This window comes from Solidesulfovibrio sp. (genome assembly GCF_029978005.1).
In the GTDB taxonomy this organism is placed as follows: Bacteria; Desulfobacterota; Desulfovibrionia; order Desulfovibrionales; family Desulfovibrionaceae; genus Solidesulfovibrio.
This window is the reverse complement of the sequence record NZ_JARKOZ010000202.1, coordinates 1-25866: the sequence shown is the minus strand read 5'-3', so window position 1 is coordinate 25866 and position 25866 is coordinate 1. Positions and strand designations below refer to the sequence as shown.

Here is a 25866-nt window from a genome sequence, read left to right as displayed (position 1 = left end):
CGGCGGGCTCGGCCGGGCCCTCGGCGGCTTCGGCGGGCGCTTGCGGCGCGACGGGCTCCTCGGGGGCCTCGGCCGCGACGGGCGTTTCCTCGGGGGCCTGCGGGGCGGCCGGCGGCGCGGCTGGCTCGGGGGCCCCCGCCGGGCGGATCACCCGGGCGGTCTCGAGGATGACGGGCCGGGCCGGGGCGGGCTTGGCCGGGGCGGGCTCGGCCTCTTCCTGCTCGAACTCGGGGAAGCTCTGGTCCTTGAGGGCCTCGTGGACCTCGTCCTCCGCGTCCTCTTCGACGGGGGCGTCGACAGGGGCCTGGACGGCGGCGGCCGGGGGCGTCGCGGCGGTCGGAGCGGACTCGGTGGAGGCTTCCGGGGGCGCGGGCTGGGCCGGGGGGGTGGGGGCGGCCTTGCGCCGGCGGACGATGACGCCGGGCTGGACCTCGGTGTCGATGATCTGGGTGCGGCCGGTCTCGCCCTGGCGCACGCGGGCGCGCACCTGCGCCGCCTCCTCGTCGGAGAGGGTGCCCATCTGGCTTTTGACCTGGATGCCGAGCTCCCGCAGGATGTGGAGCAACTCCTTCTGGCCGATGCCCAGATCCTTGGTAATGTCTTTGATTCTGATCTTATTCACCTTGCCCCCCTCTCCGGCGCCGGGGCCGCACGGAGTATTTCGAAAATTTCTCGGCGCATTCGGGGTTGGCGCAGAGATAGTGCCCCCGTCCGGGCATCGTCGCCCGGGGATCGGGCACCAGGCCGCCCGCGTCGTCGGCGAGCACGTGCCGGCGCAGGCTGCTTTTGGGGAAGCGCTTGCGGCAGGCCACGCACATGCGCGTGGGGCCGCCGGAAGGCTTCCCGTCGTCGGCCGGCCGCATCACGCCTCGCCCGTCTCCGTTTTCCCGGCCTGGCCGTCGTTCTGGGCCGGGGCGTCGTCCTGGACCGGGGCGGCGTCTTCGGCGGCATCCGCTTCGACGGCGTCGGCCTCGGCGGCGTCGGCTTCCGTTTCCTCTTCGACGGCGGCAGCGGCGGTGGCCCCCATGAGCTTGAGCGCGGCGCGCAGGTCGTCGCGCTTGGAGGGCGTCATGCCGGCGATGGCGTCGATGGCCTCGTCGGGCGCGCCGGCCAGCTGCTCCATGGACTCGAAGCCGGCGGCCAGGATGTTGTCCACCGGGATCTCGGCGACGCTGGCCAGCTGCTCCAGGAACTTCTTGGAGGCGTTGGCCTCGCGGAAGCGGGATTCGGTGAAGATGTCGATCTTCCAGCCGAGGAGCTTGGCCGCGAGCTTGACGTTCTGGCCCTTGCGCCCGATGGCCAGGTTGAGCTGGTCGTCGGAGACCACCACTTCCAGGGCCTTTTCGTCCTCGTCCACGGAAATGCGGGTGACGCGGGCCGGGGACAGGGCGTTGGCGGCGTAGGAGGCGATCTCGGGATTCCAGACCACGATGTCGATGCGCTCGCCGCGCAGCTCCTGCACGATGTTCTGGATGCGCGAGCCCCGGATGCCGACGCAGGCGCCCACGGGATCGACGTCGCGGTCCTTGGAGATGACCGCCACCTTGGCCCGGGAGCCGGGGTCGCGGGCCACGGCCACGATCTTGACCGTGCCGTCGGAGACTTCGGGCACCTCGCGGGCGAAAAGCGCCTTCATGTAGTCGCCGTGGGTGCGCGACACGATGATCTGGGGGCCGCGCCCCGAGGGCAGGACCTCGATGATGTAGGCCTGGACGCGGTCGCCGCGCTTGTAGCGCTCGCGGGGGATCTGCTCTTCCTTGGGGAGGAGGGCCTCGGTACGGCCGAGGTTGATGATCCAGCCGGTGCGGTCGCGGCGTTGGATGATGCCGGAGATGATCTCGCCCTTCCTGTCCTTGTACTCCTCGTAGATGATCTCCTGCTCGGCGTCGCGCATGCGCTGGATGATCACCTGCTTGGCGGACTGGGCGGCGATGCGCCCGAGGTTCTCCACGGTGAGCTTGAAGCCCATCTCGTCGTCGAGGACCACGTTGGGGTCGATGGCCCGGGCGTCGGACAGGCAGATCTCCGCCGCCGGATCGGCCACGTCGTCGTCCTCCACCACGACCTTGAACTGGTAGACCTCGATCTCCCCCTGCTCGTCGTTGTAGCTGACCTCGACGTCGAGGTTCTCGCCGTACTTGCGGATCACCGACGAACGGACGGCTTCCTCCAGGGTGTCGACCAGCAGGTCGCGGTCGATGCCCCGGTCCTTGCTGATCTGATCGATGGCTTTCTTCAGTTCCGTCATGGCGTTTCCTCCGGGGTCCCGGACGACGCGGCGTCGGCCCCTTCTGCGGCAATGGCGTCAAAGGCGTGGACGAGGCGGATGCGTTCCGCCTCGTCGAAGGCGAAGGAAATGGAAAAGGCTTTGGGGCCGGGGTCGGCGGTCACGGTCAGGCGCGTCCCGTCCACGGCGTCAAGAATGCCCTTGAAGCGCTTGCGCCCGTCCCGGGGAGCGGTCAGCCGGAATTCGATCTCGCGCCCGAGGTAGCCGGCGAGCTGGCCGGCCTCGAAGAAGCGACGGTCGAGCCCCGGAGAGGAGACTTCCAGCACGTAGGGGCCGTGGAAGAGGTCCTCCATTTCGAGCAGCGCTCCCAGGTGGCGGCTGACCTTGGCGCATGCGTCCACGGTCACGCCCTGGCGTCCGGGCCCGCGCGGCGCGTCCGGGGCGAGATCGATGTACAGGCGCACGAGCTGGCGGTGCCCCGACGCGCCGATTTCCACCCCCCAGGGCGCAAGGCCCATGGAGTCGAGGTAGGGGGAGATCAGCTCCCGGATTTTTTCCGGCACGGCGCTTGGCTGCTGCATGGCGTCCTTTGTCAGCAAAAAAAAAGTGGACCGATCGTCAGGCCCACCTCGTCACGACAACCGTTCGGTTGGGAGACTCAGGTTTGGAGCGGGCGACGAGGATCGAACTCGCGACACCAAGCTTGGGAAGCTTGTACTCTACCAGCTGAGCTACGCCCGCTCGAATGGGAGGAAATATCATCCTCCCCGCATTTGTCAAGCGTTCCCGGCCGACCGGGGAAAAAAAGGCGGCCGGCCGGGGCGCGTCGCCGCGCAGGCCTCCCGGCCGTGCTGGCCCACATGTTGCAAAAGCCCGGGCCAGGAGGACCGCGTCCCATGGAAATGAGCATGTACAGCGCGATGTTCGGGGCCTTGTCCACGGAAATGCGCCTCAATATCAGCGCCAATAATTTGGCGAACGTCAACACCACGGGCTACAAGCGCGACCGCGTGTCCTTCGAGGACACCTTCTTCCGCTACGCCCACGACTACCACGTCGATCCGCGCGGGGACATCCGGCAAAAGGAGCTCCTGCCGCGCGCCGACCTCATCGCCAAGCCGCGCCTGGCCGAGCAGCGCGTGGACTTCAGCCAGGGAGCCCTGCAGATGACGGGCAACCCGCTGGACGTGGCCATCCAGGGCGAGGGCTTCTTCAAGGTCGCCGCGCCCGGCGGCTCCTACTACACCAGGAACGGGGCCTTCCACCGCAACGCCGAGGGCATGCTGGTCACGGACCAGAACATGCCCGTGCTCGGCAACGGCGGCCCCATCCAGGTGCCCGAGGGCCGCACCGTCAACATCGACGGCGCCGGGGCCATCTACGTGGACAACGCGCAGGTGGGGCAGCTCGACGTGGTCACGGTGCAAAACCCAACCGCCCTCCAGAAGTTCGGCCAGAACCTCTACATGCCCCAGGCCGGGGCCACCATCCAGGAGGGCGTGGCCGAGCCCGGCCGGACGGAGGTGGCCCAGGGCTACCTTGAAAAGCCCAACGTCGAGGTGGTGGAGGAGATGGTCAACATGATCGAGACCCAGCGGACCTTCGAGGCCTACCAGAAGGTCATGACCGGCTCCAACGAGCTCGACACCAAAGTCATCAAGATGGGCACGGACAGGAGCTAGGCCGCGGCGTCGCCGACGGGCCTGGCCGATAACGGGAAAACGGGAGGACGAGCGCCATGATGCGATCCCTTTGGACGGCCACCACCGGCATGGTGGCCATGCAGATGCAGATAGACACCATGTCCAACAACCTAGCCAACGTGAACACGGTCGGGTTCAAGAAGAGCCGGGCCGAGTTCGAGGACCTCATGTACCAGACCCTGCAGGTGGCCGGCACCGAGACCGCCGGCGGCAACCGCCTGCCCACGGGCCTGCAGGTGGGACTCGGCGTCAAGCCGACGACGGTGCACAAGTTCTTCACCCAGGGCGACCTGCAAAACACCGGCAACCAGCTCGACATCGCCATCCAGGGCGAGGGATTCTTCCGGCTCGACGTCAACGGCCGCGAGCTCTACACCCGGGCCGGCTCCTTCAAGCTCAACCAGGACGGCACCATCGTCAACTCGGGCGGCTACCCGCTCCAGCCGACCTTTTCCGTGCCCGTGGACACCAAGAGCATCACCATCACGGAAAACGGCCACCTCACCTGCCTGGACCAGAACAGCCAGGAGCTGGCCGCCACCGACATCCCCGTCTACACCTTCATCAACCCGGCCGGCCTGACCGCCGAGGGCCGCAACCTCTATTCCACCAGCCAGGCCTCGGGCAACGCCACGGAACTCGTGCCCGGCAACCAGAACGCCGGCACCCTGGCCCAGGGCTACCTCGAAATGTCCAACGTCGAGCTCGTGGACGAAATGGTCGGCCTCATCGTCGGCCAGCGCGCCTACGAAGCCAACTCCAAGGCCATCACCACGGCCGACGGCATGCTGCAGACCGCCGTCAACGTGAAGCGTTAAGGCCATGGCCGCGCGGGAGGTCCTCATGAACATTCGCACGACGCGACGGATGGCGGCCGGGGCCTGTCTCCTCGTCCTGGCCCTGGCCCTGCCGGCCCAGGCGGCCCTGTGGCGGCTCACCGTCAGGGACGCGGCCTGCGCCTCGGGCGAGCGGGTGCTGCTTTCCGAGATCGCCGAGCCGCAAGGCGAGTTTCCGGCCGACGCCTGGGCGGCGCTCGGGGCCACGCCCCTGTGGTACGCCCCGGAATCCGTGGGCAAGAAGGCCGTGATCCCGGCCTCCAAGCTCCTGGAAGGGCTGCGCTACTATCTGCGCGACGCGCCGGTGGAATTCGCCCTGCCGGGCCAGCTCACCCTCTCGCGCGGGGGCAAGGTCATGGGCCACGAGGAGCTGCGCGCCCTGGCCGTCGAACAATTGACGCCCAAGGTCGCGGCCCTTGGCGGCGAGGCCCGTCTGGCCGGCGTGACCGTGCCCGACTACCTCTTCGTCGACGACCGCTCCACGGGAGTGGCCGTGGACGTGCCGGAAGTCGCGCCCGGCAAGATCTCCTTCAAGTTCGTGGTGGCCGGCCCCCAGGCAAAGATATTGCAACAGGTTCCGGCGGAGGCCGTGGTCGAGCACTTCGCCCGCGTGCCCGTGGCCATCAAACCCATCCTGCCCAGGGACGGAGCCGCCATGGAACAGGTCCACTACATCTGGGAGCGCCGCAACATGGCCTCCGTCAAGGGCCGGGTGTTCGACCCGGGCGACGGCAAATGGCGGGCCAGGCGGGGCGTGGGCGCGGGGCAGGTCATCATGGCCGACGAGATGGAGCCCATGCCGCTGGTGCTGCGCGGCGACCAGGTCAAGGTGGTGTACGAGGGCCGGGCCGTACGGCTGACCCTCCTTGGCGAAGCCCTTTCCGACGGTGCGCCCGGCGGCAAGATCACGGTGAAAAACCCCAAGGGCGCACGCGAGATCACGGCCGTCGTGCGGGACAAGACCACGGTGGTGGTCCAGTAAACGGAGCCAGCCATGAAAAGCGCGCGCATATATCCCCTGGTCGCGGTGGTGGCCGCCCTGGCCGCCTGCGCCCCGGCGTCCAAGCAGGCCACGCCCATGCCGCAGGTCACGCCGACCGTGGCCAAGGCCCCGCCGCCGGCGGAGAATCCCGGCTCGGTCTTCAGCCAGAACCAGCCCACGTTCCTCTTCGACGACACCCGGGCCCGGCGCATCGGCGACATCCTGACGGTCAACGTCATCGACACCTCCAAGTCCGACCTCAAGGCCGAGACCAAAAACGACCGGACCGCCAGCAACAATCTGGCCGTGTCCAACTACTTCGGCAACAAGGACCTCGCCGGCAACCTTTCGGGGCAGCTCGGCGGACCGACGTTCGGCATGAAGGGGCTCGTCGGCGCCGATCCCATGGTCGGCACCTCCACTTCCCAGAAGTTCCAGAGCAAGGGCGAGACCAAGCGGGAATCCACGGTCACGGCCTCCATCGGCTGCCGCATCGTCAACATCCTGCCGGGCGGCGTCATGCAGATCGAGGGCGCGCGCCAGACCAGGGTCAACAACGAGAACCAGATCATCGTGGTCAAGGGGCTGGTGCGGCCCATCGACGTGAGCCCGACCAACACCGTGCCCTCGACCATGCTGGCCGACTGCCAGATCGAATACTACGGCGAGGGCGACCTGGCCGACCGCCAGAAGAGCGGCTGGCTCACGCGCCTGCTCGACAACGTCTGGCCGTTCTAACGAATGTCGCGGGAGCGTAAGGACATGCATCCCAATCACCCAAGGATGGCGACCCGGGCGGCCGAGGCGCCCCGCGCTGCGGCGAAGGCCCTGGCGGCCCTTGCGACCGTCCTGGTCCTGGCCGCCGCCCTGGCCCTGCCGGCCCACGGCGCGCGCATCAAGGACATCGCCAGCGTCTCGGGCATGCGCAAGAACCAGTTGGTGGGCTACGGCCTGGTGGTGGGGCTTTCCGGCACCGGCGACCAGCGGGGATCGGACTTCACGGTCCAGTCCATCTTCAACATGCTGGACAAGATGGGCGTGCGCGTGGACAAGGCCACGCTCAAGCCGAAAAACGTGGCCGCGGTCATGGTCACGGCGCAGATGCCGGTCACGGCCAAGCCCGGCAGCCGCATCGACGTCACGGTGTCGAGCATCGGCGACTCCACGAGCCTGCTTGGCGGCGTGCTTCTCGTCACGCCGCTCAAGGGTGTGGACGGCAACATCTACGCCATCGCCCAGGGCTCGGTGCTGGTCGGCGGCGTCTCGGCCCAGGGGGCGGGGGCGTCGGTGTCGAAAAACATCACCACCGTGGGCATGCTGCCCGGCGGGGCCAACGTGGAGCGGGCCGTGGCCTTCTCCTTCAACGAGCAGTCCGACGTCACCCTGTCCCTGCGCACCCCGGATTTTTCCACGGCCACCCGCATGGCCAAGCGCGTCAACGAGACCATGGGCGCGGCGCTGGCCTCGGCCGTGGACGCCGGCACCGTGCGCCTGGCCGTGCCGCCGGAGAACCAGGGCAACCTGGTGCCGCTGCTTGCCGCCATCGAGAACATCGAGGTCACGCCGGACCACCGGGCCCGGGTGGTGGTGGACGAGAAGACCGGCACGGTGGTGCTCGGCCAGAACGTGCAGATTTCCCCGGTGGCCGTCACCCACGGCAACCTCCAGATCCAGGTCCAGGAGTCGGCCGACGTGTCCCAGCCGCTGCCGTTCTCCAACGGCCAGACCGTGGTCACGCCCCAGACCAACATCGGGGTCAACGAGGAGAACCGCAAGCTCAAGATGATCGAGGGCGCGACCCTGCAGGAACTGGTGGAAGGCTTAAACGCCCTGGGCGCGACGCCGCGCGACCTCATCAGCGTCCTGCGCACCCTGGAGGCTTCCGGGGCGCTGTCGGCGGACCTGGAGGTCAACTAGCATGAGCCTTCCCGAGGGCATGGGCGACCTGGCCGCCACGGCGGGGCTGCAGGGGGACGTGGCGCAGAAGCTGCGCATCGACGCCCTGCAGAAGTCCCTGGGCGGCGGCAAGACCAAGGAAGCCAAGCTCCGGGAGGCCTGCCAGGGGTTCGAGTCGGTCTTCATCTCCAAGCTCTTCTCCCAGATGCGGGCCACCGTGCCCAAGGACGGCCTGCTGCGCGGCCAGTACGAGGAGCAGTACTACTCGATGTTCGACAAGGCCATGTCGGACAAGCTGGCGGCCGACGGCGGCATCGGCCTGGCCGACATGATGTACCGCCAGCTCAAAAGCCGGGTCACGGGCAAGGGCGACGGCCAGGCTTCGCCGGGCGACCTGCTGCCGGCCAACCGCCCCACCGGCGGGACCGGGGCCTTCGGCCTCGGCGCGGAGCGGATTCCGGTCCCCGGGCAGGGGGCTCCGGCCGCGCCCCGGGGCATCCAGGCCGACCGGTTCTCGCCGGCCGTGGCCGCCGCCCTGGCCCGGCCCGGGGCGCCGTCCCTGGCGCCGTCCCACACGCCGGCCCCGGGTTCGGCCGTGGACGTGGCCTCGGCCGAGGCCCAGGCCGGCGTGCCCATGGCCGCGCCGGCCACGGGCGAGGTCAGCTCGGAATACGGCTGGCGCACGGACCCCTTCAAGGGGACCAAGGCTTGGCACGCCGGCATGGACATCGCCGCCCCGGCCGGGGACCCGGTGGCCGCCTGCTGGGACGGCACGGTGGTCTACGCCGGGGCCAAGGCCGGCTACGGCAACGTGGTGGAAGTGGCCCACGCCGGCGGCTGGAAGAGCGTGTACGGCCATTTGCGCACTTCTTCGGTCAAGGCCGGCGACGCGGTCACGGCTGGCGAAAAAATTGCAGAGGTCGGCAGTACCGGGCGTTCCACCGGGCCGCACCTGCACTTCGAACTGCGCCGGGACGGCGATACGGTGGACCCGAAGACCATGCTGGCCGCTTCGGGACTCTTGCAGGATGCGACGTAACATGACGGGATTCATAGGAAACGGAGGACGGCCATGATCGAGGGAATCCTTGCCAATCTCGAGCGCCAACTGCGGGCCGTCAAACTTTTGCGCGACCTCATGGAGGAAGAATTTGCCCATCTGGCCGCGCGCAATCCCGGAGCCGTGGCCTCGCTCGAATTTTCCATCCAGGAACTCTTGCGCCAGCTCGGCGGGGAGCGCCGCAGCCTGCACGCCCTGTACGCGGCTGTGGATCCGGCCGCCAAGCGGCTTTTCGACCTCGTCGACCGTTTCCCGCCCGAGGCCGCGGCCCGGGCCCGGGAACTCCACGCCGCCATCGACGCCGCCGAGCAGCGCTGCGCCAAGCAGGCCAGCCGCAGCTACGCCATGGCGCTCGGGCTTTACGACGTGGCGAAAAGCGGCCTGGAGAACCTGCGCACGCTGCTTGCGCCCAAAAAGGGCGTGTACGGGGCCCGTGGCCGCATGGCCGTGGGCCACGGCGGACCGAGCATCCTGAGCGGGAGGTTGTGATGTCGAGCCTGAGCTCCATCCTCTCCATCGGCCGCTCCGGGCTGTCCGCCTCCCAGGCGGCCCTCCAGGTCACGGGCAACAACATCGCCAACGTCGACACCGAGGGCTACAGCAAGCAGAGCGTGGTCCTGCGCGACGGGACCTACATCACCACCCAGCCCGGACAGCTCGGGTCGGGCGTGGTGGCCCAGGAAGTGGTGCGCGCCCAGGACGCCTTCGCCGAATCCCAGTACGTTTCCCAGGTGTCCGTGCGCGACCGCTGGAAGGCCATGTACAACGGCCTGACCGCCATCCAGAACCTGTTCAACGAATCCAACACCGACGGGGCCAACGCCGCCCTGTCCAAATTCTTTTCCGACTGGGGCGACCTGGCCAGCAACACCGACTCGGCCGCCACGCGCCAGACCATGCTCGAGGACACCCAGACGCTTTTGAGCCTCTACCGGTCCATGTCCAGCTCCCTGGACGAGCAGGAGGGGCAGCTCAACACCGCCATCAGCGAGGACGTGGACACCCTCAACCAGCTGGCCAAGGACGTGGCGGACCTCAACCTCAGGATCAACCAGTACCAGATCGACGGGGTGAGCATCCCCAACAGCCTCTACGACCAGCGCGACGCCAAGGTCGAGGCCATGGCCTCCCTGGTCGACGTCAACGTGGTGGACAACGGCAAGGGCGACTACACGGTCTACACCAAGGCCGGCCAGACCATCGTGGACGGCACGGTGCCCTTCAGTTTTTCCTTCGAGCAGGGCCAGACCGTGCGCACCCTTTCCGCCGCCTCCATCACCGCCAACTCCGACGCCCAGTGCTACTATGAGGGCACGGACGGGAGCGAATACACCATCCAGGTGGTCGACGGCGGCGTGGTGGGCACGGATTCGCCGACCTTCAAGGCCTCCCTGGACGGCGGCAAGACCTGGCTGACCGACGCCGACGGCAACACCGCCATTTTTCCGGCCAACGTCGACGACGGCAAGGTGCGGGTGGGCGACCTGGACGTCTGGTTCGGCACGGTCACGGATTCGCAGGCCGTCCCGACCGCGCTCAACACCGGCGACAGCTTCACCCTGGTCCCCAAGAAGGCGCTCTACTGGTACACCTCGGCCGGCACGCCGGAAAACGTCACCCCCCAGCAGTACGACGACGGCACGGACAATCCCCGCCGCATCACCGGCGGCGCCCTGGGCGGGGCCTTTCTGCTGCGCGACGCCCAGCTCGGCGGCTACGAGGACACCCTCAACGCCATGGTCAAGTCCCTGGTCTGGGAGGTCAACCGGGAGCATTCCCAGGGCGCGGGCCTGACGAATTTTTCGTCGGTCCAGGGCACCTATTCCGTGTCCGCCACCGACGTCCCCCTGGCCAGCAACGCCTCGGGACTGGCCTATTTCGACCGCCTCCAGGCCGGGGCGCTCACCCTCTACGTCTACGACTCCACCGGGAAGCCGGCCACCGACGCCGGCGGCAATCCCCTGCAGACGTCCATCGCCTTCGATCCCACGGACCCGGTCAACGGCTCCCTGGACGCCCTGACCACGGCCATCAACAACGCCTTTTCCCCGGATTACCTGAGCGCCGCCTCGGTCAACAACCAGCTTTCCCTCTCGGGCGTCGGCGGCTACACGTTCCAGTTCGGCGACGACACGACAGGCGTGCTGGCCGCCCTTGGCGTCAACACGCTCCTGACCGGTTCGACCGCCTCGGACGTGGCGCTCAACAGCGTGGCGACCACCGACGTCAACCGGGTCAACGTGGGCCATGTCGGCTACGACGGCCTGACCGCCTCGGGCGACAACACCACGGCCAAGGCCATCGTGGCCCTGGAGAGCAAGTCCGTGGACTTCTTCGTGGCCGGGCAGGCCAAGAGCTCCCAGACCCTGGGCGATTATTACGACGCCCTGGTCGGCAAGATCGGCTCGGACACCTCGGCCGCCTCCTACCAGTCCACCTACCAGTCCTCCCTGGCCGACCAGATCGAAGCGCAAAAGCTGTCCGTGACCGGCGTCAGCCTTGACGAGGAACTGACCAACCTCATCAAGTTCCAGCACTCCTACCAGGCGGCGGCCAAGCTCATCAGCACGGCCAACTCCATGTTCGAGACGGTCCTGGGGATGAAGAACTAGCCCGCCGGAGGTTCCCATGGTCATGCGCGTCACCCAGCAGACCCTGTACGGTTCGGTCATCAGGCAAAACAACGCCTCCCTGGCCAAGCTCATGGAGACCAACAACCAGGCCTCCACCCAAAAGCGCATCAACGCGCCCTCGGACGACCCCAACGGCGCGGTCCAGGTGCTCGGCACCCGCACCGACCTGAGCCAGCTCACCCAGTACCAGCGCAACATCGACACGGCCCAGGGCTGGCTCAACCAGGCCGACAGCACGCTGACCTCGGTCAGCACGCTGGTCACCACCATCAAGGAGCAGGCGGAACAGGCGGCCACGGGCACGGTCTCCCAAGAAAACCGCGGCGAGATCGCCTCGGCCGTGCGCCAGTACTTCGAGCAGCTCATCACCATGGCCAACACCACCTACAACGGCCAGTCCCTCTTCGCCGGGCAGAAGACGGGAGACGAGGCCTACACCATGGGGCTTGGCATAACCAGCAACGACGACGCCTTCACCGACGCCCTGGACGATCTCCCGGCCCCGGGCTACACCATAAAAGGCGACAGCGACTCCACCATCCTGGTCCAGTTCACGGACAACACCACGCCGGACCAGCCTGCCTTCCGCTATACCACCGACGGCGGCTCGACCTGGCAGACCGGTTCCTACGCCACGCCCCCGCCCTCGGCCGACACCGAGACCCTCCAACTCGGCAGCGTGTCGATGACCCTTTCCCACGCCGCTCTCAACAGCGTCACGCCGAGCGCCGACACCGACGACACGGACGGCACCTGGCTGTGGATCCGGCCCACGGCCTACTACCAGGGCAACACCAACGACGACGTCGCCGTCACCTACACCGGCGCATCGGGCGTCACGGGCACGGCCACGGGGACGTTTTCGGGCAACGTGCAGGTGAAGATCACCGACGCCCCGGCCGGCGGGCCGTACACCTATTCCTACAGCACCGACGGCGGCAGCACCTGGGTGGACGGCAACACCTCCGGCACCAACGCCGACGGCAATCCGGCCCTGCCCGTGCCGGGCGGCATCCTGACCCTGGACGAGACCCTGGGCACGCCCGCCGCCGGCGACCAGTTCCTCATCCGGCCGAGCACGGCCGACATCACCATAGGCATTTCCCCCACGGACTCCGTGGTGGTCAACGGCGTGGGCAAGGACATCTTCGGCGGCATGTACCAGACCACCGCCTCCAACGCCTCGACCACGTCGTACAACACGGCCGCCACCTTCGACGGCAGCGTGTCGGGCAACCTGTTCGAGACCGTGGGCAAGCTGGTGGGCTATCTCGAGACCAACAACCAGAGCGGCATCCAGGAATGTCTCGACGCGCTGACGGACTCGCAGAACCAGGTGCTGGTGACGGCGGCGTCCGTGGGCGCCAAGGAGAACCGGGTCAGTTCCGCCGGCACCATGGTCACGACCCTGACGGAAAACGCGACCACCACGCTCAGCAACGTGGAGGACGCCGACCTGACGACGCTGATCACCAAGCTGTCGGAGCAGGAATTGGCCTACCAGGCCGTGCTCAAGTCCTCGAGCATGGTCATGAACCTGTCCCTGGTCAGCTACATTTAGCCGCCCGGGCGGCCGCCTTCCCGTTGACAAAGGGCGGGGCGACCGCTACAGAACGGCATAACAGGGCGCGAAAACGAAGTTTTTCACGCTGCAACCGAAAGTGGGGGCGCGGGCGTTCATGCTCATTTTGACCCGAAGGCCTGGCGAGAGCCTGCACCTCGGCGATCACATCAAGATCACCGTCCTGGGCGTCCAGGGCAAGCAGATCAAGATCGGTCTGGAAGTGCCGGACGACATGCAGGTGTATCGCGAAGAGGTGTATCTCAGGGTGCTCGAGCAGAACCGGCAGGCGCTTTGCGCCATGGATTCCGATGTCCTGGCGGCGGCGAAGTTATGGCCAAAAAAGACGAACGAGTAGTGGAAACGCGGCTTGGGCCCATCACCCTGCCCGAGGACCGCGTGCTGACCTTTCCCCGGGGAATCATCGGGTTCATGGGGCACCGGGAGTTCACGCTCATCCAGTTGCGCGAGGAGTCCCCGTTCCTCGTGCTGCAAAGCCTCGACGACCCCAAGCTCGGCTTGCTCGTCACCGATCCCTACAGCTTCATGACCGAGTACGAGGTGGTCATCGGCGAGGCCGACCGCAAGCTGCTGGCCATCGAGTCCCGGGAGCAGGCGCTCATCCTCGTCACCGTGACCATCCCCCAGGGCATGCCCGAGCGGACCACGCTCAACCTGAGCGGTCCCATCGTCGTCAACAACGAGGCCCGCATCGGGCTGCAGATACCCCAGACCGACTCGCGCTACCCGGCCCACTACACGCCGGGCATGACCGGCCGCAAAAAGTAAGCGCCTTCCGGCCCCCTTTCGGGGCGGAAGGCGCTTGTGGCGCGTGCCCTGTCCGCGCGCGCCGCACGGATGCACACCGTCATGTCGTGGACCGTCCGGCCCGCCCGAGGGCGCGGGCCGTTCTCGTTTTGCCTGTCCTAGCCGAAGAGCTCCGAGTCCATGGTGAGCATTTTCTCGGCGATTTTCCGGGAATCCGGCTGGTAGGTGCCGGCCTCGACCTGGGCCTTGAGTTCGGCCACCCGGTCCGAACGCGTGTCCGGCGATTCCTTGGCCGTGGTCGCGGCCAGGGACACGAGCTTGGCGTCGCCGGAGAGCGTCACCTTGTCCGAGCCCGAGGCGCTCGAGGCCTCTTCGCCGGCGCCGCGCGAGACCGAGGAGGTCTCGCCCGAACCGCCGCGGGTAACCCGGCTTTGTCCGTAGCCCTGATTGATTCCGAAGATTGTCTTGATGTCCATGGCTACCCCCTCCCGCGTTGCTCCCTTGCATTTCCTATCGGCAGCGGGGGGACCGAAATTTAGAGCATGGTTTCGTCGACTTTTTCCAGGGCCAGTTCCCACAGCCGCCTGAACACGGCCGTCTTGAACTCTCCCGTGATTTCCTGCGGGCCTTGCGGACCGTCCGTCCTGAAGATCTGCATGTCCTGTTCTTCGGGCGGGTAGGCGAAGGCGAGGGGAAAGCCCAGTTCCTCCTCGAGGTCCGCCTTGATCTCTTCCACCACGGGCGTGTCCGATCCGGTCACGATGCAGTTCTCGACGATCTCCGCCGCCACCCGGCCCACGAGTTCGCGGCGTTTGGCCTCCCGGGAGATCCTGACCTCGTCCTCGGCCCCGGCCGCCATCAGCGATCGGCGGTAGCGGGCCAAGCGCCTGGCCGTGGTCACCTGCCGTCCGTAGGTGCGCAGCATGGCGCGTACCTGGTAGGGGATGGCGGTCACGGCGTATGGCTCCTTCTCAGGGTGCTTATCGGCAGCATGGAGTACACCTTTAGAGGCTTCGGCGAAAAAAATCCATGCCCCGATTCCGGGACGTCCCGGCGACTTTCTTGTGTCCCCCGGGCCTTTGCCGTATAAGGCTCTTCCTCCCCGGACCGGAAGGGGATACATCCGCAAAACGGGAACCGGGCATGCAAGGCGTCATTCGAACCGTCATCGTCATTCACAAGGCCGACCACGAGAAGGCCAGGGGCATGGCCTGGGCCGTGGCCGAATGGCTGGCCGCCCGGGGCGTGGTCGCGCTGGTGCGCGAGAACATCCCGGAGGCCCAGAACGTCGTGCATCCGGCCGGGGCCGTGCTCACCACGCCGCCCCAGCTGGCGCTCATCCTCGGCGGCGACGGCACCATGCTTTCGGCCGCCCGCCAGTCCGCGGCCGACGGCGTGCCCTTCCTCGGCATCAACCTCGGCCGGGTGGGATTCATGACCTCGGCCGGCCTCGACGACTGGCAGGAGGTCCTCGGCGACATCCTGCGCCACGGCTTCACGGAGGCCCGGCGCATCATGATCGAGGTGTCCGTCATCCGGGGCAGCCAGACCGTCTACCACACCACCTCCCTCAACGACGCGGTCATCAGCCGCGGGGCCATGGCTCGCCTGGCCGCCTTCGACGTGACGCTCGGCGACGCCGACGTCTGCACCCTGCGGGCCGACGGCGTGGTCATCTCCACGCCGACCGGCTCCACGGCCTACTGCGTCTCGGCCGGGGGGCCGCTGATCTATCCCGGCCTCGACGTGCTGTGCGTGGTGCCCATCTGCCCCTTCCTGAGCGATTTCAAGCCTGTGGTGGTGCCGGCCGACTCCCCGGTGCGCCTGGCCCTGTCCGCGCCCGAGACCAACATGTACCTGACCTGCGACGGCCAGGAGCTTTTCCCCCTCGACGACAACGACGTGGTGGTGGTGCGCAAGTCCGAGCGCTTCCTCAAGCTGGCCAAACGCCCGGGCGACAGCTATTTCGGGCGGCTGCGCCTCAAGGGCTTCATCAACCGGCCATGAACGGCGCCGGTCCCTCTCCGATCTCCCTGGCCCCGGGCCAGGCCCCGCGCTACGGCGGCGATCCGGTGCGCGACGCCTGGCTGCTGCACTTCATGACCGAGAACAACCTGGACCACTTCATCGCCCCGGAGAAGAACGCCTCGCCGGAGCAGTTGCGGTTCATGGTGTCGCTCGCCCCCGATGAAATCTACGTCCCGTGCTCGGACGAGATGTTCGCCCATCTCGTCAGCGAGCGGGCCGACCTCAAGGTGGTGGCCGAATACGACGCCAGGCTCGCCCGCATCGGCCGGCTCATCGACGCCTTCGTGCCCGACGCCTACACGGCGGTGAAGATCCGAACGCTGTGCGAGCTCAAGTACCGCCAGGCCATGACCCGGCCCACCCTCATCCCCTCGCGCCTGGCCAAGCGGCTGTGCACCATCTTCCTCACCCAGTCGGGCCTGGACGACCCCCACCGGGAGCGCAAGCGGCTCATGAACCGCCGGGCCTTCGCCTTCATCCAGGGCGAGGCCTTCCGGACCATGCTCTACGCCTGTCCGTCCGAGCTGCCGGGCTGCCGGGCCATTCCCGAGCTGCGCTTCGCCCTGGACATGCTGGAGCTGCGGCGCCTGCTGCTTCTGGGTTCCATGTCCGGCATCTGGGACGGCTCCGAAGCCTTTCCCGGCCGCGAGGGCCTGGACGCGGCCCTGGCCGCCTTCCCGGAGGGCTTCGCCCGCCTGGAGGCCCTGCTCGATCCCAGGCGCGGCGGGGGAGGACTCAAGATCCTCGTCATGCCGGACGCTTCCGGGGGCGTGCTCTTCGACCTGCTGGCCGTGCGCGTGCTGCTGCGCCTGGGGCATCGGGTCATCGTCGCCCTCAAGGACGGGTTCTACTACGACGCGCCGACCATCTGGGACCCGGACGCCGACCCCATCCTGGACGCGGCCCTGGCCGGGGCGCATTTCCTGACCGACCATCGGACGAGCAAGAACGCGCTGCTCCAGGTCATGCGCGAATATCCCCTGACGGTCGTTTCCGACGGCACGCGCGAGCGGCTGAACCTCTACCGGGTGTCCGTGACCTTCGCCCGGGCCTGGAAGGAAGCCGACCTGATCCTGGCCCGCGGCCCCCTCAACCACCGCCGGCTCATCGAGACGAGCCACCAGTTCACCCGGGACGTGGTTTCCTTCTACGGCGACGGGGCCGGGGGGCTGCGGCTCGACTTCAAGCCCCGGGCCGCCGGGGCGCGCTCCTTCACCGAGGCCGACATCACGGCCAAGGCCGAGGAGATCGTCGCCGGCATGCGCGCGGCCAAGGCCTCGGGCAAGTCGGTGATGTTCTACAGCGCCATCATCGGCTCCATCCCGGGGCAGACGCAGACGGCCATCGAGCTGGTCACGGCCTTCGTGGCGCACCTTCGCGAGAAGCTGCCCGGCACGTTCGTCATCAATCCGGCCGAGCACTTCGAGGAGGGCATGGACGCCGACGACCTGATGTTCATGTGGGAGAAGGTGCAGCGCAGCGGGCTCATCGACGTGTGGCGGTTCCAGACCCACTTCGACATCGAGAAGAGCTTCGGCCTGCTCGGCCGGCAGGTGCCGCCGGTGTGGGCGGGCAAGGACGCGACCTTCTCCACGGGCTGCACCAAGGAGATGCACATCGCGCTCTCCATGCAGTCGCGCCAGCCCGAGCTGCAGATCATCGGCCCGGACCCGGAGAAGTTCTTTCGCCGCCGCGAATACGGCGTGGGCAAGTTCTTCGATGCGGGGATCGAATACCGGTAGGGCGGGGCGACGCCCGCGCCCGGCTATTCCTTGGGCTTGTGGCTGTCGCGGCACACCACCTTGACCGGGGCCATGGTGATGCCGAAGAGCTTGCGCAGGGCGTTTTCCAGGTACTTCACGTAGGAATCGCGCACGCGGGCCGTGTCGCTCACGAAAAAGACGAAGGTCGGAGGCGCCTCGCTGGCCTGGGTCAGGTAGTAGAACTTGGCCCGGCGGCCGTTGACCAGGGGCGGCTGGTGCTTGTCCAGCACCTCGCGCATGGCCCGGTTGAGCGCGCCTGTGCCCACCCGGATCTTGCACTCCTCCCAGATGGCCTCGGCCATGGGCAGCACCTTGGCCACGCCCTTGCCCTTGGCCGCCGCGATGTAGAGCACCGGCACGTGGGAGCACATGCGAAGCTCCTCCGCGATGTCCTTGCGCAGGGCGATCATGTCCTTCTGGGCGATGAGGTCGATCTTGTTGACCACGATGAGAAACGGCGTGCGTTCCTTGTCCAGGTAGGAGATGAGCCGCTTGTCCTGGACGCCGACCCCGCCCGTGGCGTCGATGACCACCACGGCCACGTTGGCCCGCTTGGCGCTCCCAAGCGCCTTGCCCACGCTGTCGCGCTCCAGGTCGTCGGTGATGCGGGTGCGCTTGCGCACGCCTGCCGTGTCCACGAACACGTAGCGCTTGCCGTTTTTGACCACGGCCGCGTCCACGGCGTCGCGGGTGGTGCCGGCCACGTCGCTGACGATGACGCGTTCCTCGCCGAGCAGGGCGTTGACCAGGGACGACTTGCCGGCGTTGGGCCGGCCGAGCACGGCCAGGCGCAGGCCGGCTGCGGCGGCCGTGCCCGGCGTCGCTTCGGCCTCTTCGGGCAGGGCGTCGGCCAGGGCCTCGGCCAGGGCGTTCATGCCGTGCCCGTGGGCGGCGGAAATCGACAGCAGCGGCAGGCCCCAGGCGTGGAAATCGGCCAGGGCGGCCGGCTCGCGCTCCTCGCCGTCCACCTTGTTGACGGCCACGACCACGGGCTTGCCCACCCGGCGCAAGCGGTCGGCCACCTCGTCGTCAAGGGTCGTGCGCCCGGAACGGCCGTCCACGAGGAAAAGCACCACGTCGGCCATGGCCAGGGCCACCTCGGCCTGGACCACGATCTGGCGGTCCAGGCCCTCCGGGGCGTCGAAGTCCATGCCGCCGGTGTCGACCAGGGTGACCAGACGGTCCTCGAGGACGGCCGGAGCCTCCAGGCGGTCGCGGGTGACGCCGGGACGGTCGTGGGTGATGGCCTTGCGGCGTCTGGCCAGGCGGTTGAACAGGGTGGACTTGCCTACGTTGGGGCGTCCGACGATGGCCACGATGGGGGGCATGGGGGGGCGTTTCTCCTTGACGGGCTGGAAAAAGGGCGGCGCGAGGCTCGCGCGCCGACGGGAGCCAGTGGCTTGACCACGACTTTCCCGCCTTGTCAACCGCAAATACTGAAAGCGCCCGGCCGGGTCAATCGTCCGGGAAGGAAGGCAAGGCTCAGGACGCGGCGGCGGTCCGCTCCAGGGCGTCCACGTCCGCGCCGGCGATGCGCGGCAGGTGGCGGGCGATCTTTTCCGGCGGCCAGTCCCACCAGGCCACGGCCAGCAGGCGGGCGACGACGTCGTCGGGAAAGCGCTGGCGGATGACGCGGGCCGGGTTGCCGCCGACGATGGCGTAGGGCGGCACGTCCTTGGCCACCAGGCTGCCGGAGCCGACCACCGCGCCGTGGCCGATGGCGCGGCCGGGCATGATGGTGACGTCGTAGCCGATCCAGACGTCGTTGCCGACCACGGTGTCGCCGCGTGTTTGGCACAAGGGCGCGGCCGCTTCCCAGCCGTCGGTGAAGATGCCGAAGGGGTAGGTGGTCAGCGGGGAAAGCTCATGGTTGGCCCCGTTCATGATGAAGCGCACGCCGCTGCCCAGGGCGCAAAAGGAGCCGATGACGAGGTTGTCGCCGATCCAATCGAAATGGTACAGGACGTTGTGGGTTTCGAAGTCCTCGGCCCTGGCTCCGGGCGCGCCGGTGACGTCGAAGTAGGTGAAGTCGCCCACGCGGATGTTGGGCGGGTGATGCAGTTTTTCAAAAATACGAGCTTGTCGTAGCCCGCGATCGGGTAGAGGACGCCCGGGTCCGGATAACGCGCGACGGGCATAACGAACTCCCTCCCGGATAGGGCCGTCTTAAACGGAATGGGGTGGTCCAGGAGGGGGCCTCGCCCCCTCCTGGCCGCCGGAGGCATTCTTTTCTTGTCCTATCCCCGCAGCTTGGCGGCGATGTCCGCCGCCACCTTCTCGCCGGAGAGCAGCATGCCGCCGAAGATCGGCCCCATGCGGTAGGAGCCGAAGCTGGCGTTGGCGGCCATGCCGGCCACGTAGAGCCCGGGAAAGATCTCCCGGGTGTTTTTGACGGTGTTGGTCTCGGCCACCTCGGCCCACATGGACTGCTCGCCCTCGATGCCGCCCGAGGGGGTATTGAGCTTGACGTCGTTTTTTTTGACCAGCGTGTGGAGCACTTCCACGGCGTGCCCCGTGGCCTCGACCAGGTACTTGCAGCCGAGCACCACCGGGTCCACGTGCAGGCCGGCGATCTCCACGGGCGAGGAGTTGATGACGATGCCGGTGACGCGCTTGCCGCCGTCAACCTCGCGCAAGACCACGTCCTCCACGCTCATGCAGTTGAACACCTTGGCCCCGGCCAGGCAGGCGGCGGAAGCCAGGGTGGTGGTCGCGCCTACGGCGTCGGCGGTAAAGTAATTGTCCTTGTAACGTTTGACCGGCACCCCGACGTCCGTGAGCAGATGGACGCTTTCTTCCTGCACCACGATGACGTTGTAGGTCATGCCGCCGCCCCACATGCCGCCGCCGAGCGACAGCTTGCGTTCGAACAGGGCGACGTTGAAGCCGTCCGCGGCCAGCAGCCGGGCGGCGGTCAGGCCCGAGGGGCCGCCGCCCACGATGGCGACGTCCAGGTCCAGGCTCGATTTGAATTTGGCGAAATACTCGTCGACGATGGCTTCGGTGATGATCCGTTCGTCCAGAGGCATGGCACGTCCTAAAGCGGTTGCGGGTTACTTGCCGCCGATGGCGGCCCGGATGGAGGCCGTATAGGGCGCGGTGAGCACGCCCTTCTCGGTGATGATGCCGGCGATGAGCTCCGCCGGGGTGACGTCGAAGGCGAAATTGTAGACCGGCACGTTTTCCGGGGTGATGCGGTGCTCGCCCACGTGGGTGACCTCGCGGGGGGTGCGGTCCTCGATGGGGATGAGCTCGCCGCTTTCCAGGGTCAGGTCGAAGGTCGAGGCCGGGGCGGCCACGTAGAAGGGCACGCCGTGGGCCTTGGCGGCCAGGGCCACGGTGTAGGTGCCGATCTTGTTGGCCGCGTCGCCGTTGGCCGCGATGCGGTCCGCGCCGACCACCACCTTCTGCACCATGCCCTTTTTCATGAGGTGCCCCACGGCGTTGTCGCAGGCGACCGTGACCGGGATGCCTTCCTTGGCCAGCTCGTAGGCGGTCAGGCGCGCGCCCTGGAGGAAGGGCCGGGTCTCGTTGGCGATGACCCGGATGTTCTTGCCCTGCTCGAAGGCGGCCCGGATGACGCCGAGCGCCGTGCCGTAGCCGGCCGTGGCCAGGGCCCCGGCGTTGCAGTGGGTCATGACCGTGTCGCCGTCGGCGATCAGCGCTGCGCCGAACTTGCCCATGACCTTGTTGATCTCGATGTCCTCGGCGTGCATCTCCTGGGCCTCGCCGAGCCAGGCCGAGAGCAGGGCGTCGCGGGCCACGTCGCCGAGCGCGCGCCACTTCTCGCGCATGCGCGTCACGGCCCAGCGCAGGTTGACGGCCGTGGGCCTGGCCTCTTCCAGCTCGGTCAACAGGGCGCGCAGGCGCTCCTTCCAGCCGTCGCCGGCCTCGCCGGCCTCGCGGGCGGCCAGGTAGCAGCCGTAGGCGGCGGTGACGCCGATGGCCGGCGCGCCGCGCACCACCATGGTCTGCAAGGCGTAGATGGTGTCGGCGGTATTGCGGCAGACGAAGGATTCCTCGCGGTCGGGCAGGAAGCGCTGGTCCAGGAGCAGCAGGGCTTGCCGTTCGGCGCAAAAAGCGATGTGGTCGGTCATGGTCTTTGGTTCCGTCATCACAAAAGTACGGTGTTGCGATGCCCCCGGCACGGAGGGCGGAGGGACGATCCCCCGGGGCGCGGCGCGCGGGGGAATCCCCCGCGGGGGACCTAGCCCAGCTTTTTAGCCAGAAGTTCGTTGACCAGGCCCGGGTTGGCCTGCCCCTTGGTGGCCTTCATGATCTGGCCCACGAAAAATCCCATGAGCTTCTTCTTGCCGCCGCGGTACGCCTCGACCTCGGCCGGATTGGCCGCGAGCACCGCATCCACCGCCGATTCCAGAGCGCTGGCGTCGGATATCTGGGCGAAGCCCTTGTCGCGCACGTAAGCGACCGGGTCAAGGCCCTCGGCGTAGAGCTCGGGGAAAATCTGCTTGGCGATCTTGCCCGAGATGACGCCGTCGTCCACGAGCGCGATCAGCGCGGCCAGCTTGTCCGGGGTCAGGCGGCAGGCCCCGGGCGCGGTCGCGGACTGGTGGCATTCGCGCAAAAGCTCGGTCTGCACCCAGTTGGCGGCTTTTTTCGGATCGGCCCCGGCGGCCAGGACGGCCTCGTAGTAGTCGGCCAGGTCGCGCTCGGCCGTGAGCACGTCGGCGTCGTAGTCCGAAAGCCCGAGCGTCGCGACGAAGCGCTCGCGTCTCGCGGCCGGCAGCTCCGGCAGCTCGTCCCGCCAGCGATCGAGAGTCGCGGCCTCGAGGGTCAGGGGCACCAGGTCCGGGTCCGGGAAATAGCGGTAGTCGTTGGCCTCCTCCTTGGCGCGCATGGAGGCGGTGACGTTTTTTACCGCGTCGTAGAGGCGCGTCTCCTGGACGATTTCCCCGCCGTCGTCGAGGATGTCGGCCTGGCGCTCCACCTCGTATTCGATGGCCTTTTGCACGTGGCGGAAGCTGTTGAGGTTTTTAAGCTCCGCCCGGGTGCCGAAGGCCTCCCGGCCCACGGGGCGCAGGCTCACGTTGGCGTCGCAGCGAAACGACCCTTCCTCCATGTTGCCGTCGCAGATGTCGAGGTAGACCAGGATGGCGCGAAGCGCCTTCAGGTAGGCCACGACCTCCTCGGGGCTTCGCATGTCCGGCTCGGAGACGATCTCGATCAGCGGCACGCAGGCCCGGTTGAGGTCCACGTAGCTCAGGTTGTCGGCGGCGGAGTGGATGTTCTTGCCGGCGTCCTCTTCCATGTGGATGCGGGTGATGCCGACGCGCTTGGCCTTGCCGTCCACCACCACGTCGATGTGGCCGTGCTCGCAGATGGGCTGCTCGTACTGGGATATCTGGTAGGCCTTGGGCAGGTCGGGGTAGAAGTAGTTCTTGCGGGCGAAGACCGAGACGGGATTCACCGCGCAGCCGGTGGCCAGGCCCATCTTGGCGGCGTATTCCACGGCCTTGGCGTTGAGCACCGGCAGCACACCGGGCATGCCCGAGCACACCGGGCAGACGTTCTCGTTGGGGTCGTTGCCGAAGCGGGTGGAGCAGGAGCAGAAGATCTTGCTTTCGGTCTTGAGCTGCGCGTGCACCTCGACGCCGATGACCGTCTCGTACCTGGCCATGAAAGCTCCTTGGCGGCGGGCTCCCGCCTTGGGAGCGCCGGAAATTTCGCCCGGGGGTGTACCCCGCATCCGGCAAGCGGGTCAATGGCGCGCCGGATGCGGGCAAGGGCCTCTCGGCGGTTGTATTTTCAGCGCCGGACGCCTACAACCATCTGGTCCGCCCGCGGCCCGCGCGCGGCCGGGCACATACCACACTTCATCGCGAGGCATGCCATGGGCATTTCGATTCTTCCGGTCGGCCGTCTTCTTCGCGCCGCAGCCCTCGTCCTTTTGCTGCTCTCCCTGTGCGCCGTCCAAAGTCTTGTTCCCACGCCGGCCGCGGCCCAGGACTACGAGTCCATGATGCCCGAAGCCGTGCGCCGGGAACTGCGCCACGCCGAAAACGACTACCGGGACGCCATCCACGCGGTCAATTCCGCCCTCAACGAGCGCATCGCCCGCAAGGCCGCCGGCGCGGCCGAGGACGAACTGCACGCCCTGGACGAGAAGGTGGGGCAGCTCATGACCAAGGCGGAGAAGCTCAAGGTCCAGGCCGATTACCTGGAGGAGCTGTACGAGGCCAAGGCCAAGGAATACAAGAGCAAATAGCCGGCGGATCGGACCTTTCGCGGCCGCGCGCCCCAGCCATGCTTGGCCGGGACGCGCGGTCGCTTCGTTTTCAGGTCCTGGCCAGGGCCGGGGGCAGGGCGGCGGTCCGCCCGGAAAGCCGGGCCAGGCGCAAGGCGTCGACGATCCCGGACGCGCCCAGGCGGGCCAGGGCTCCCAGCGCCGGGTCCTCGCCATCAAGGGCCCGCCCCGCCAGGGCCGGATCGTCGGCGGCGTACCAGGTGGCGTAGAAAACCGCCCCCTCCTGGCGCGACGTCGCGCCCTCCAGGAGCGCCAGGTCGGTGTCGTAGCTCCAGATCGTGTCCCCCTGGGGCGTGACCTCGAAGATCTGGCCCGTGTCGCCCACGGTGACGAGGGTGTCGCCGTCCGGCAGGCGCTGGGCCCCGCTCATCTTGGACGAGAACATGTCCGTGGCCGTGGGCGCGGCGTAGGACCACGCGACCGTCCCGACCCGGTCGGCCAGGCCGGGACGCGAAGCCGCCGCCTCGGGCACGGCGATTTCCAGCACCCGCGAAGACTGGCCGCGGGGGCAGTCCACGCCGTTGTCGAAGACCAGGATGTCTCCGGCCCCGGGCAGGCCGTCGTCGATCCACTTGGCGTCGTGCTGGCCGAAGAGCACCTGGTCCGAGGCGTCGCCGGCCCGGTAGGCCTGGGGGTTGCCGAAGCGCCACAGCAGGTCGCCGGCCGGGCCGGCCGCCTCGGCCGTGGTCGTGCCGTGGTCGATGCCCCACAACTCGTTGTAGTTGCGCACGCTCACGAGGATGCGGTCCGTGGCCGGATCGTAGTCCACGGCGTTGATGTGGGTCCAACCGTCCGGGAAGAGGGCGCGCCCCTGGTAGTTGACGTCGACGCGCTCGGGATGGGCGGCCACGTCGCCGTAGTTGGCCTTGGCCGGGTCGCGGTCCTGGACGATGTGGTCGATGGCCCGCCACTGCCAGACCACGACCCCGCCCGACGCCCCCACGGGCTTGACCTCGACGAGCTTGTCCGCCAGGAGCACGCCGTCGCGCAGTTCCGACGGGTCGCGCCCCAGGGCGACGGCCTCCTCGGCCGGGATCACTTCCGAGGCGATGAAAAGCACGTCGCCGTTGGGCAGGATCGTGAAGTCGTGATGCTGGAACTCGTGGTCGCCGCGGTCGTAGTACTGCCAGACGAGGTTCCCGTCCCAGTCGTATTCCTCGATGACGCCGCCCGAGCCGTGCAGCATGTGGTCGTCGCCGACCTTGCCGGCACGCATCAGGTGGCCGTCGGCCGTGAGCACGGCGGTCAGGCCGGCGGTGTAGGCGCTTTTCCAGGAATGGACCACGGCTCCGGTCGCCTGGTCGATAAGGTAGGTGTAGGTGGAATCCTGCGGCGCGACGAGGACGTAGCCGGCATCGGTCGTTGCTTTCATGGCGCGTGTCGGGGATGGCGATTTCGCGACGGGACGGATGCCGCCCCTCCCCGTTACACGATGTCGCGGCTTTTTTCCAGACGTCCCTTCCAGGCGGCGGCGAAGTCCGTGTAGGCGGCCACGCGGTTGCGCCGGTCGTAAGCGTGGGACTCTTCTGGGCGCGGGGCGATGTCCCAGACCCAGGAGCGCTCGGGCGGCGGCAGGACCACGCCTTCCAGGGCGTCGCGGCTTTCGAGGATCGTGTCGTCGTCGGCGCGCTCCCAGGCCGTGTCGCACACGAGGCAGACCCGGCCGGGCCGGGCGGCCAGCCAGTCGAGATGGGACGCGACCAGGCCCGTCAGGAAGGCCTGGCGCGCCGCCTCGGGCAGCTTGCGCCCAAGCAGGGCATAAAAAGGAATGGGCAGTTGGGAGGCCAGGTTGACCGAGGCGGTGAAATCCGGCCGCAGCCCGGGCACGGGGTCGGGCGGGGGCACCGGGCAGGGCAGGGGGACGCGCCCCCTGGCCGCGTCCCTGGCCGCGCCGGCCAGGCCCGTGGCGTCGGCCGCCACCAGCCGCACGTTGGGGAACTCCTTCGCCAGGCGGCGGGCCGGGCGCGGGTGGTGGGCGTCCACGAGCACCACTTTTTCGAAGCGCGCGGCCAGTTCGGCCACGGGCACGTCCAGACAGGCCCCGGAGCCCAGGACCAGGGCCGTGCCGGTCCCCGGGCACGCTTCCGCGGCGTCCAGGACGCAGCGTCGCGTGGCCTCGATGTGGGACGCCCAGGCCCCCCGGC

The 25866-nt window shown here is 68.2% G+C and carries 27 protein-coding genes and 1 tRNA gene; 14 read left to right on the top strand and 14 right to left on the bottom strand.

The genetic code is table 11. From position 1 onward, the window contains the following. The 5 genes from Q1K70_RS20750 to Q1K70_RS20730 all read right to left on the bottom strand — a co-directional run. On the bottom strand, positions 1-622 hold a 622-nt coding region (locus Q1K70_RS20750), incomplete at its 3' end, for a translation initiation factor IF-2 N-terminal domain-containing protein (RefSeq protein ID WP_300164164.1). Then, positions 615-818: a YlxR family protein gene (locus Q1K70_RS20745; RefSeq protein WP_366521757.1), complete on the bottom strand. Its 204-nt coding sequence runs from the start codon at positions 816-818 to the stop codon at positions 615-617. The genes Q1K70_RS20745 and Q1K70_RS20750, both read right to left, overlap by 8 nt. Before the next feature lie 44 nt (positions 819-862). Further along, positions 863-2248 (bottom strand): transcription termination factor NusA, encoded by a 1386-nt coding sequence (gene nusA, locus Q1K70_RS20740; protein WP_300164161.1) that lies wholly within the window; start codon positions 2246-2248, stop codon positions 863-865. Beyond that, positions 2245-2808, bottom strand: a complete 564-nt coding sequence (rimP, locus tag Q1K70_RS20735) for a ribosome maturation factor RimP (protein WP_300164158.1) — start codon at positions 2806-2808, stop codon at positions 2245-2247. The genes nusA and rimP overlap by 4 nt, the downstream gene beginning before the upstream one ends. Before the next feature lie 84 nt (positions 2809-2892). Next, positions 2893-2968, bottom strand: a tRNA-Gly gene (locus Q1K70_RS20730). A gap of 155 nt (positions 2969-3123) precedes the next feature. Between Q1K70_RS20730 and flgF the strand changes: the two genes are divergently transcribed. The 11 genes from flgF (at position 3124) to fliW (ending at position 13687) form a co-directional block, all read left to right on the top strand. Next, on the top strand, positions 3124-3909 hold the full coding sequence (gene flgF, locus Q1K70_RS20725) for a flagellar basal-body rod protein FlgF (protein ID WP_300164155.1): 786 nt from the start codon (positions 3124-3126) through the stop codon (positions 3907-3909). A gap of 56 nt (positions 3910-3965) precedes the next feature. Then, the gene (gene flgG, locus Q1K70_RS20720; RefSeq protein ID WP_300164152.1) at positions 3966-4748 is read left to right on the top strand and encodes a flagellar basal-body rod protein FlgG; all 783 of its coding nucleotides are present in this window, start codon (positions 3966-3968) and stop codon (positions 4746-4748) included. Between the two features lie 25 nt (positions 4749-4773). Then, entirely contained in the window at positions 4774-5748 is a 975-nt protein-coding gene (gene flgA, locus Q1K70_RS20715) for a flagellar basal body P-ring formation chaperone FlgA (RefSeq protein ID WP_300164149.1), read from the top strand. Positions 5749-5760: 12 nt separating this feature from the next. Then, positions 5761-6486 carry a flagellar basal body L-ring protein FlgH gene (locus Q1K70_RS20710; RefSeq protein WP_300164146.1) on the top strand — a complete coding sequence of 242 codons (726 nt, stop codon included), beginning with the start codon at positions 5761-5763 and terminating at the stop codon, positions 6484-6486. Between the two features lie 45 nt (positions 6487-6531). After that, positions 6532-7665, top strand: a complete 1134-nt coding sequence (locus tag Q1K70_RS20705; protein WP_300164166.1) for a flagellar basal body P-ring protein FlgI — start codon at positions 6532-6534, stop codon at positions 7663-7665. A 1-nt stretch (position 7666) separates the two neighbouring features. Continuing rightward, positions 7667-8683, top strand: coding sequence for a peptidoglycan DD-metalloendopeptidase family protein (locus tag Q1K70_RS20700; RefSeq protein WP_300164143.1), 1017 nt, complete (start codon positions 7667-7669; stop codon positions 8681-8683). A 33-nt stretch (positions 8684-8716) separates the two neighbouring features. Continuing rightward, the gene (gene flgN / locus Q1K70_RS20695) at positions 8717-9193 is read left to right on the top strand and encodes a flagellar export chaperone FlgN (RefSeq protein WP_300164140.1); all 477 of its coding nucleotides are present in this window, start codon (positions 8717-8719) and stop codon (positions 9191-9193) included. Further along, complete coding sequence (flgK, locus tag Q1K70_RS20690) at positions 9193-11316, top strand: flagellar hook-associated protein FlgK (protein WP_300164137.1); 2124 nt, start codon at positions 9193-9195, stop codon at positions 11314-11316. Before flgN ends, flgK begins: the two co-directional genes overlap by 1 nt. A 16-nt stretch (positions 11317-11332) precedes the next feature. Continuing rightward, positions 11333-12898, top strand: a complete 1566-nt coding sequence (gene flgL, locus Q1K70_RS20685) for a flagellar hook-associated protein FlgL (protein WP_300164134.1) — start codon at positions 11333-11335, stop codon at positions 12896-12898. 118 nt (positions 12899-13016) lie between these two features. Next, complete coding sequence (csrA, locus tag Q1K70_RS20680; protein WP_006918472.1) at positions 13017-13256, top strand: carbon storage regulator CsrA; 240 nt, start codon at positions 13017-13019, stop codon at positions 13254-13256. Continuing rightward, complete coding sequence (fliW, locus tag Q1K70_RS20675; protein WP_300164129.1) at positions 13232-13687, top strand: flagellar assembly protein FliW; 456 nt, start codon at positions 13232-13234, stop codon at positions 13685-13687. Before csrA ends, fliW begins: the two co-directional genes overlap by 25 nt. Positions 13688-13824: 137 nt before the next feature. Here the strand turns inward: fliW and flgM are convergent, their stop codons facing one another. Together flgM and Q1K70_RS20665 are read right to left on the bottom strand one after the other, a co-directional pair. After that, positions 13825-14142, bottom strand: a complete 318-nt coding sequence (gene flgM, locus Q1K70_RS20670) for a flagellar biosynthesis anti-sigma factor FlgM (RefSeq protein ID WP_300164126.1) — start codon at positions 14140-14142, stop codon at positions 13825-13827. A 59-nt stretch (positions 14143-14201) separates the two neighbouring features. After that, positions 14202-14621 carry a DVU0524 family FlgM-associated protein gene (locus tag Q1K70_RS20665; RefSeq protein WP_300164123.1) on the bottom strand — a complete coding sequence of 140 codons (420 nt, stop codon included), beginning with the start codon at positions 14619-14621 and terminating at the stop codon, positions 14202-14204. A gap of 188 nt (positions 14622-14809) precedes the next feature. Between Q1K70_RS20665 and Q1K70_RS20660 the strand changes: the two genes are divergently transcribed. Further along, on the top strand, positions 14810-15673 hold the full coding sequence (locus Q1K70_RS20660; RefSeq protein WP_300164120.1) for an NAD(+)/NADH kinase: 864 nt from the start codon (positions 14810-14812) through the stop codon (positions 15671-15673). After that, on the top strand, positions 15670-17436 hold the full coding sequence (locus Q1K70_RS20655; protein ID WP_300164117.1) for an ARMT1-like domain-containing protein: 1767 nt from the start codon (positions 15670-15672) through the stop codon (positions 17434-17436). Before Q1K70_RS20660 ends, Q1K70_RS20655 begins: the two co-directional genes overlap by 4 nt. Before the next feature lie 23 nt (positions 17437-17459). On the opposite strand, the gene der is transcribed toward Q1K70_RS20655, so the two are convergent. The 5 genes from der to gatB all read right to left on the bottom strand — a co-directional run bounded on the left by der (position 17460) and on the right by gatB (position 23095). Next, a complete protein-coding gene (der, locus tag Q1K70_RS20650) occupies positions 17460-18785 on the bottom strand; it encodes a ribosome biogenesis GTPase Der (protein ID WP_300164114.1) in 1326 nt (441 codons plus the stop codon). A gap of 154 nt (positions 18786-18939) precedes the next feature. Beyond that, on the bottom strand, positions 18940-19494 hold the full coding sequence (locus Q1K70_RS20645; protein WP_300164111.1) for a CatB-related O-acetyltransferase: 555 nt from the start codon (positions 19492-19494) through the stop codon (positions 18940-18942). A 200-nt stretch (positions 19495-19694) separates the two neighbouring features. Continuing rightward, positions 19695-20486: a sulfide-dependent adenosine diphosphate thiazole synthase gene (locus Q1K70_RS20640; RefSeq protein ID WP_300164108.1), complete on the bottom strand. Its 792-nt coding sequence runs from the start codon at positions 20484-20486 to the stop codon at positions 19695-19697. Positions 20487-20510: 24 nt separating this feature from the next. Beyond that, complete coding sequence (gene mtnA / locus Q1K70_RS20635; protein WP_300164105.1) at positions 20511-21554, bottom strand: S-methyl-5-thioribose-1-phosphate isomerase; 1044 nt, start codon at positions 21552-21554, stop codon at positions 20511-20513. Between the two features lie 110 nt (positions 21555-21664). Then, positions 21665-23095, bottom strand: coding sequence for an Asp-tRNA(Asn)/Glu-tRNA(Gln) amidotransferase subunit GatB (gene gatB, locus Q1K70_RS20630; protein ID WP_300164102.1), 1431 nt, complete (start codon positions 23093-23095; stop codon positions 21665-21667). Positions 23096-23308: 213 nt separating this feature from the next. On the opposite strand from gatB, the gene Q1K70_RS20625 reads away from it, so the two are divergent. Then, complete coding sequence (locus Q1K70_RS20625; protein ID WP_300164099.1) at positions 23309-23683, top strand: hypothetical protein; 375 nt, start codon at positions 23309-23311, stop codon at positions 23681-23683. A gap of 70 nt (positions 23684-23753) precedes the next feature. Here the strand turns inward: Q1K70_RS20625 and Q1K70_RS20620 are convergent, their stop codons facing one another. Together Q1K70_RS20620 and Q1K70_RS20615 are read right to left on the bottom strand one after the other, a co-directional pair. Further along, the gene (locus Q1K70_RS20620; RefSeq protein ID WP_300164095.1) at positions 23754-25094 is read right to left on the bottom strand and encodes an aryl-sulfate sulfotransferase; all 1341 of its coding nucleotides are present in this window, start codon (positions 25092-25094) and stop codon (positions 23754-23756) included. A gap of 53 nt (positions 25095-25147) precedes the next feature. Beyond that, on the bottom strand, positions 25148-25866 hold a 719-nt coding region (locus Q1K70_RS20615; RefSeq protein ID WP_300164093.1), incomplete at its 5' end, for a hypothetical protein.

Coding starts and splice junctions, on each gene's coding strand:
- Q1K70_RS20625 (WP_300164099.1), top strand. CDS start 23,309: ATGGGCATTTCGATTCTTCCGGTCGGCCGTCTTCTTCGCGCCGCAGCC.
- rimP (WP_300164158.1), bottom strand. CDS start 2,808: ATGCAGCAGCCAAGCGCCGTGCCGGAAAAAATCCGGGAGCTGATCTCC.
- der (WP_300164114.1), bottom strand. CDS start 18,785: ATGCCCCCCATCGTGGCCATCGTCGGACGCCCCAACGTAGGCAAGTCC.
- fliW (WP_300164129.1), top strand. CDS start 13,232: ATGGCCAAAAAAGACGAACGAGTAGTGGAAACGCGGCTTGGGCCCATC.
- flgF (WP_300164155.1), top strand. CDS start 3,124: ATGGAAATGAGCATGTACAGCGCGATGTTCGGGGCCTTGTCCACGGAA.
- flgN (WP_300164140.1), top strand. CDS start 8,717: ATGATCGAGGGAATCCTTGCCAATCTCGAGCGCCAACTGCGGGCCGTC.
- flgA (WP_300164149.1), top strand. CDS start 4,774: ATGAACATTCGCACGACGCGACGGATGGCGGCCGGGGCCTGTCTCCTC.
- Q1K70_RS20660 (WP_300164120.1), top strand. CDS start 14,810: ATGCAAGGCGTCATTCGAACCGTCATCGTCATTCACAAGGCCGACCAC.
- Q1K70_RS20620 (WP_300164095.1), bottom strand. CDS start 25,094: ATGAAAGCAACGACCGATGCCGGCTACGTCCTCGTCGCGCCGCAGGAT.
- Q1K70_RS20705 (WP_300164166.1), top strand. CDS start 6,532: ATGGCGACCCGGGCGGCCGAGGCGCCCCGCGCTGCGGCGAAGGCCCTG.
- csrA (WP_006918472.1), top strand. CDS start 13,017: ATGCTCATTTTGACCCGAAGGCCTGGCGAGAGCCTGCACCTCGGCGAT.
- mtnA (WP_300164105.1), bottom strand. CDS start 21,554: ATGACCGACCACATCGCTTTTTGCGCCGAACGGCAAGCCCTGCTGCTC.
- nusA (WP_300164161.1), bottom strand. CDS start 2,248: ATGACGGAACTGAAGAAAGCCATCGATCAGATCAGCAAGGACCGGGGC.
- Q1K70_RS20745 (WP_366521757.1), bottom strand. CDS start 818: ATGTGCGTGGCCTGCCGCAAGCGCTTCCCCAAAAGCAGCCTGCGCCGG.
- Q1K70_RS20700 (WP_300164143.1), top strand. CDS start 7,667: ATGAGCCTTCCCGAGGGCATGGGCGACCTGGCCGCCACGGCGGGGCTG.
- flgK (WP_300164137.1), top strand. CDS start 9,193: ATGTCGAGCCTGAGCTCCATCCTCTCCATCGGCCGCTCCGGGCTGTCC.
- Q1K70_RS20655 (WP_300164117.1), top strand. CDS start 15,670: ATGAACGGCGCCGGTCCCTCTCCGATCTCCCTGGCCCCGGGCCAGGCC.
- flgG (WP_300164152.1), top strand. CDS start 3,966: ATGATGCGATCCCTTTGGACGGCCACCACCGGCATGGTGGCCATGCAG.
- gatB (WP_300164102.1), bottom strand. CDS start 23,095: ATGGCCAGGTACGAGACGGTCATCGGCGTCGAGGTGCACGCGCAGCTC.
- flgM (WP_300164126.1), bottom strand. CDS start 14,142: ATGGACATCAAGACAATCTTCGGAATCAATCAGGGCTACGGACAAAGC.
- Q1K70_RS20640 (WP_300164108.1), bottom strand. CDS start 20,486: ATGCCTCTGGACGAACGGATCATCACCGAAGCCATCGTCGACGAGTAT.
- flgL (WP_300164134.1), top strand. CDS start 11,333: ATGGTCATGCGCGTCACCCAGCAGACCCTGTACGGTTCGGTCATCAGG.
- Q1K70_RS20710 (WP_300164146.1), top strand. CDS start 5,761: ATGAAAAGCGCGCGCATATATCCCCTGGTCGCGGTGGTGGCCGCCCTG.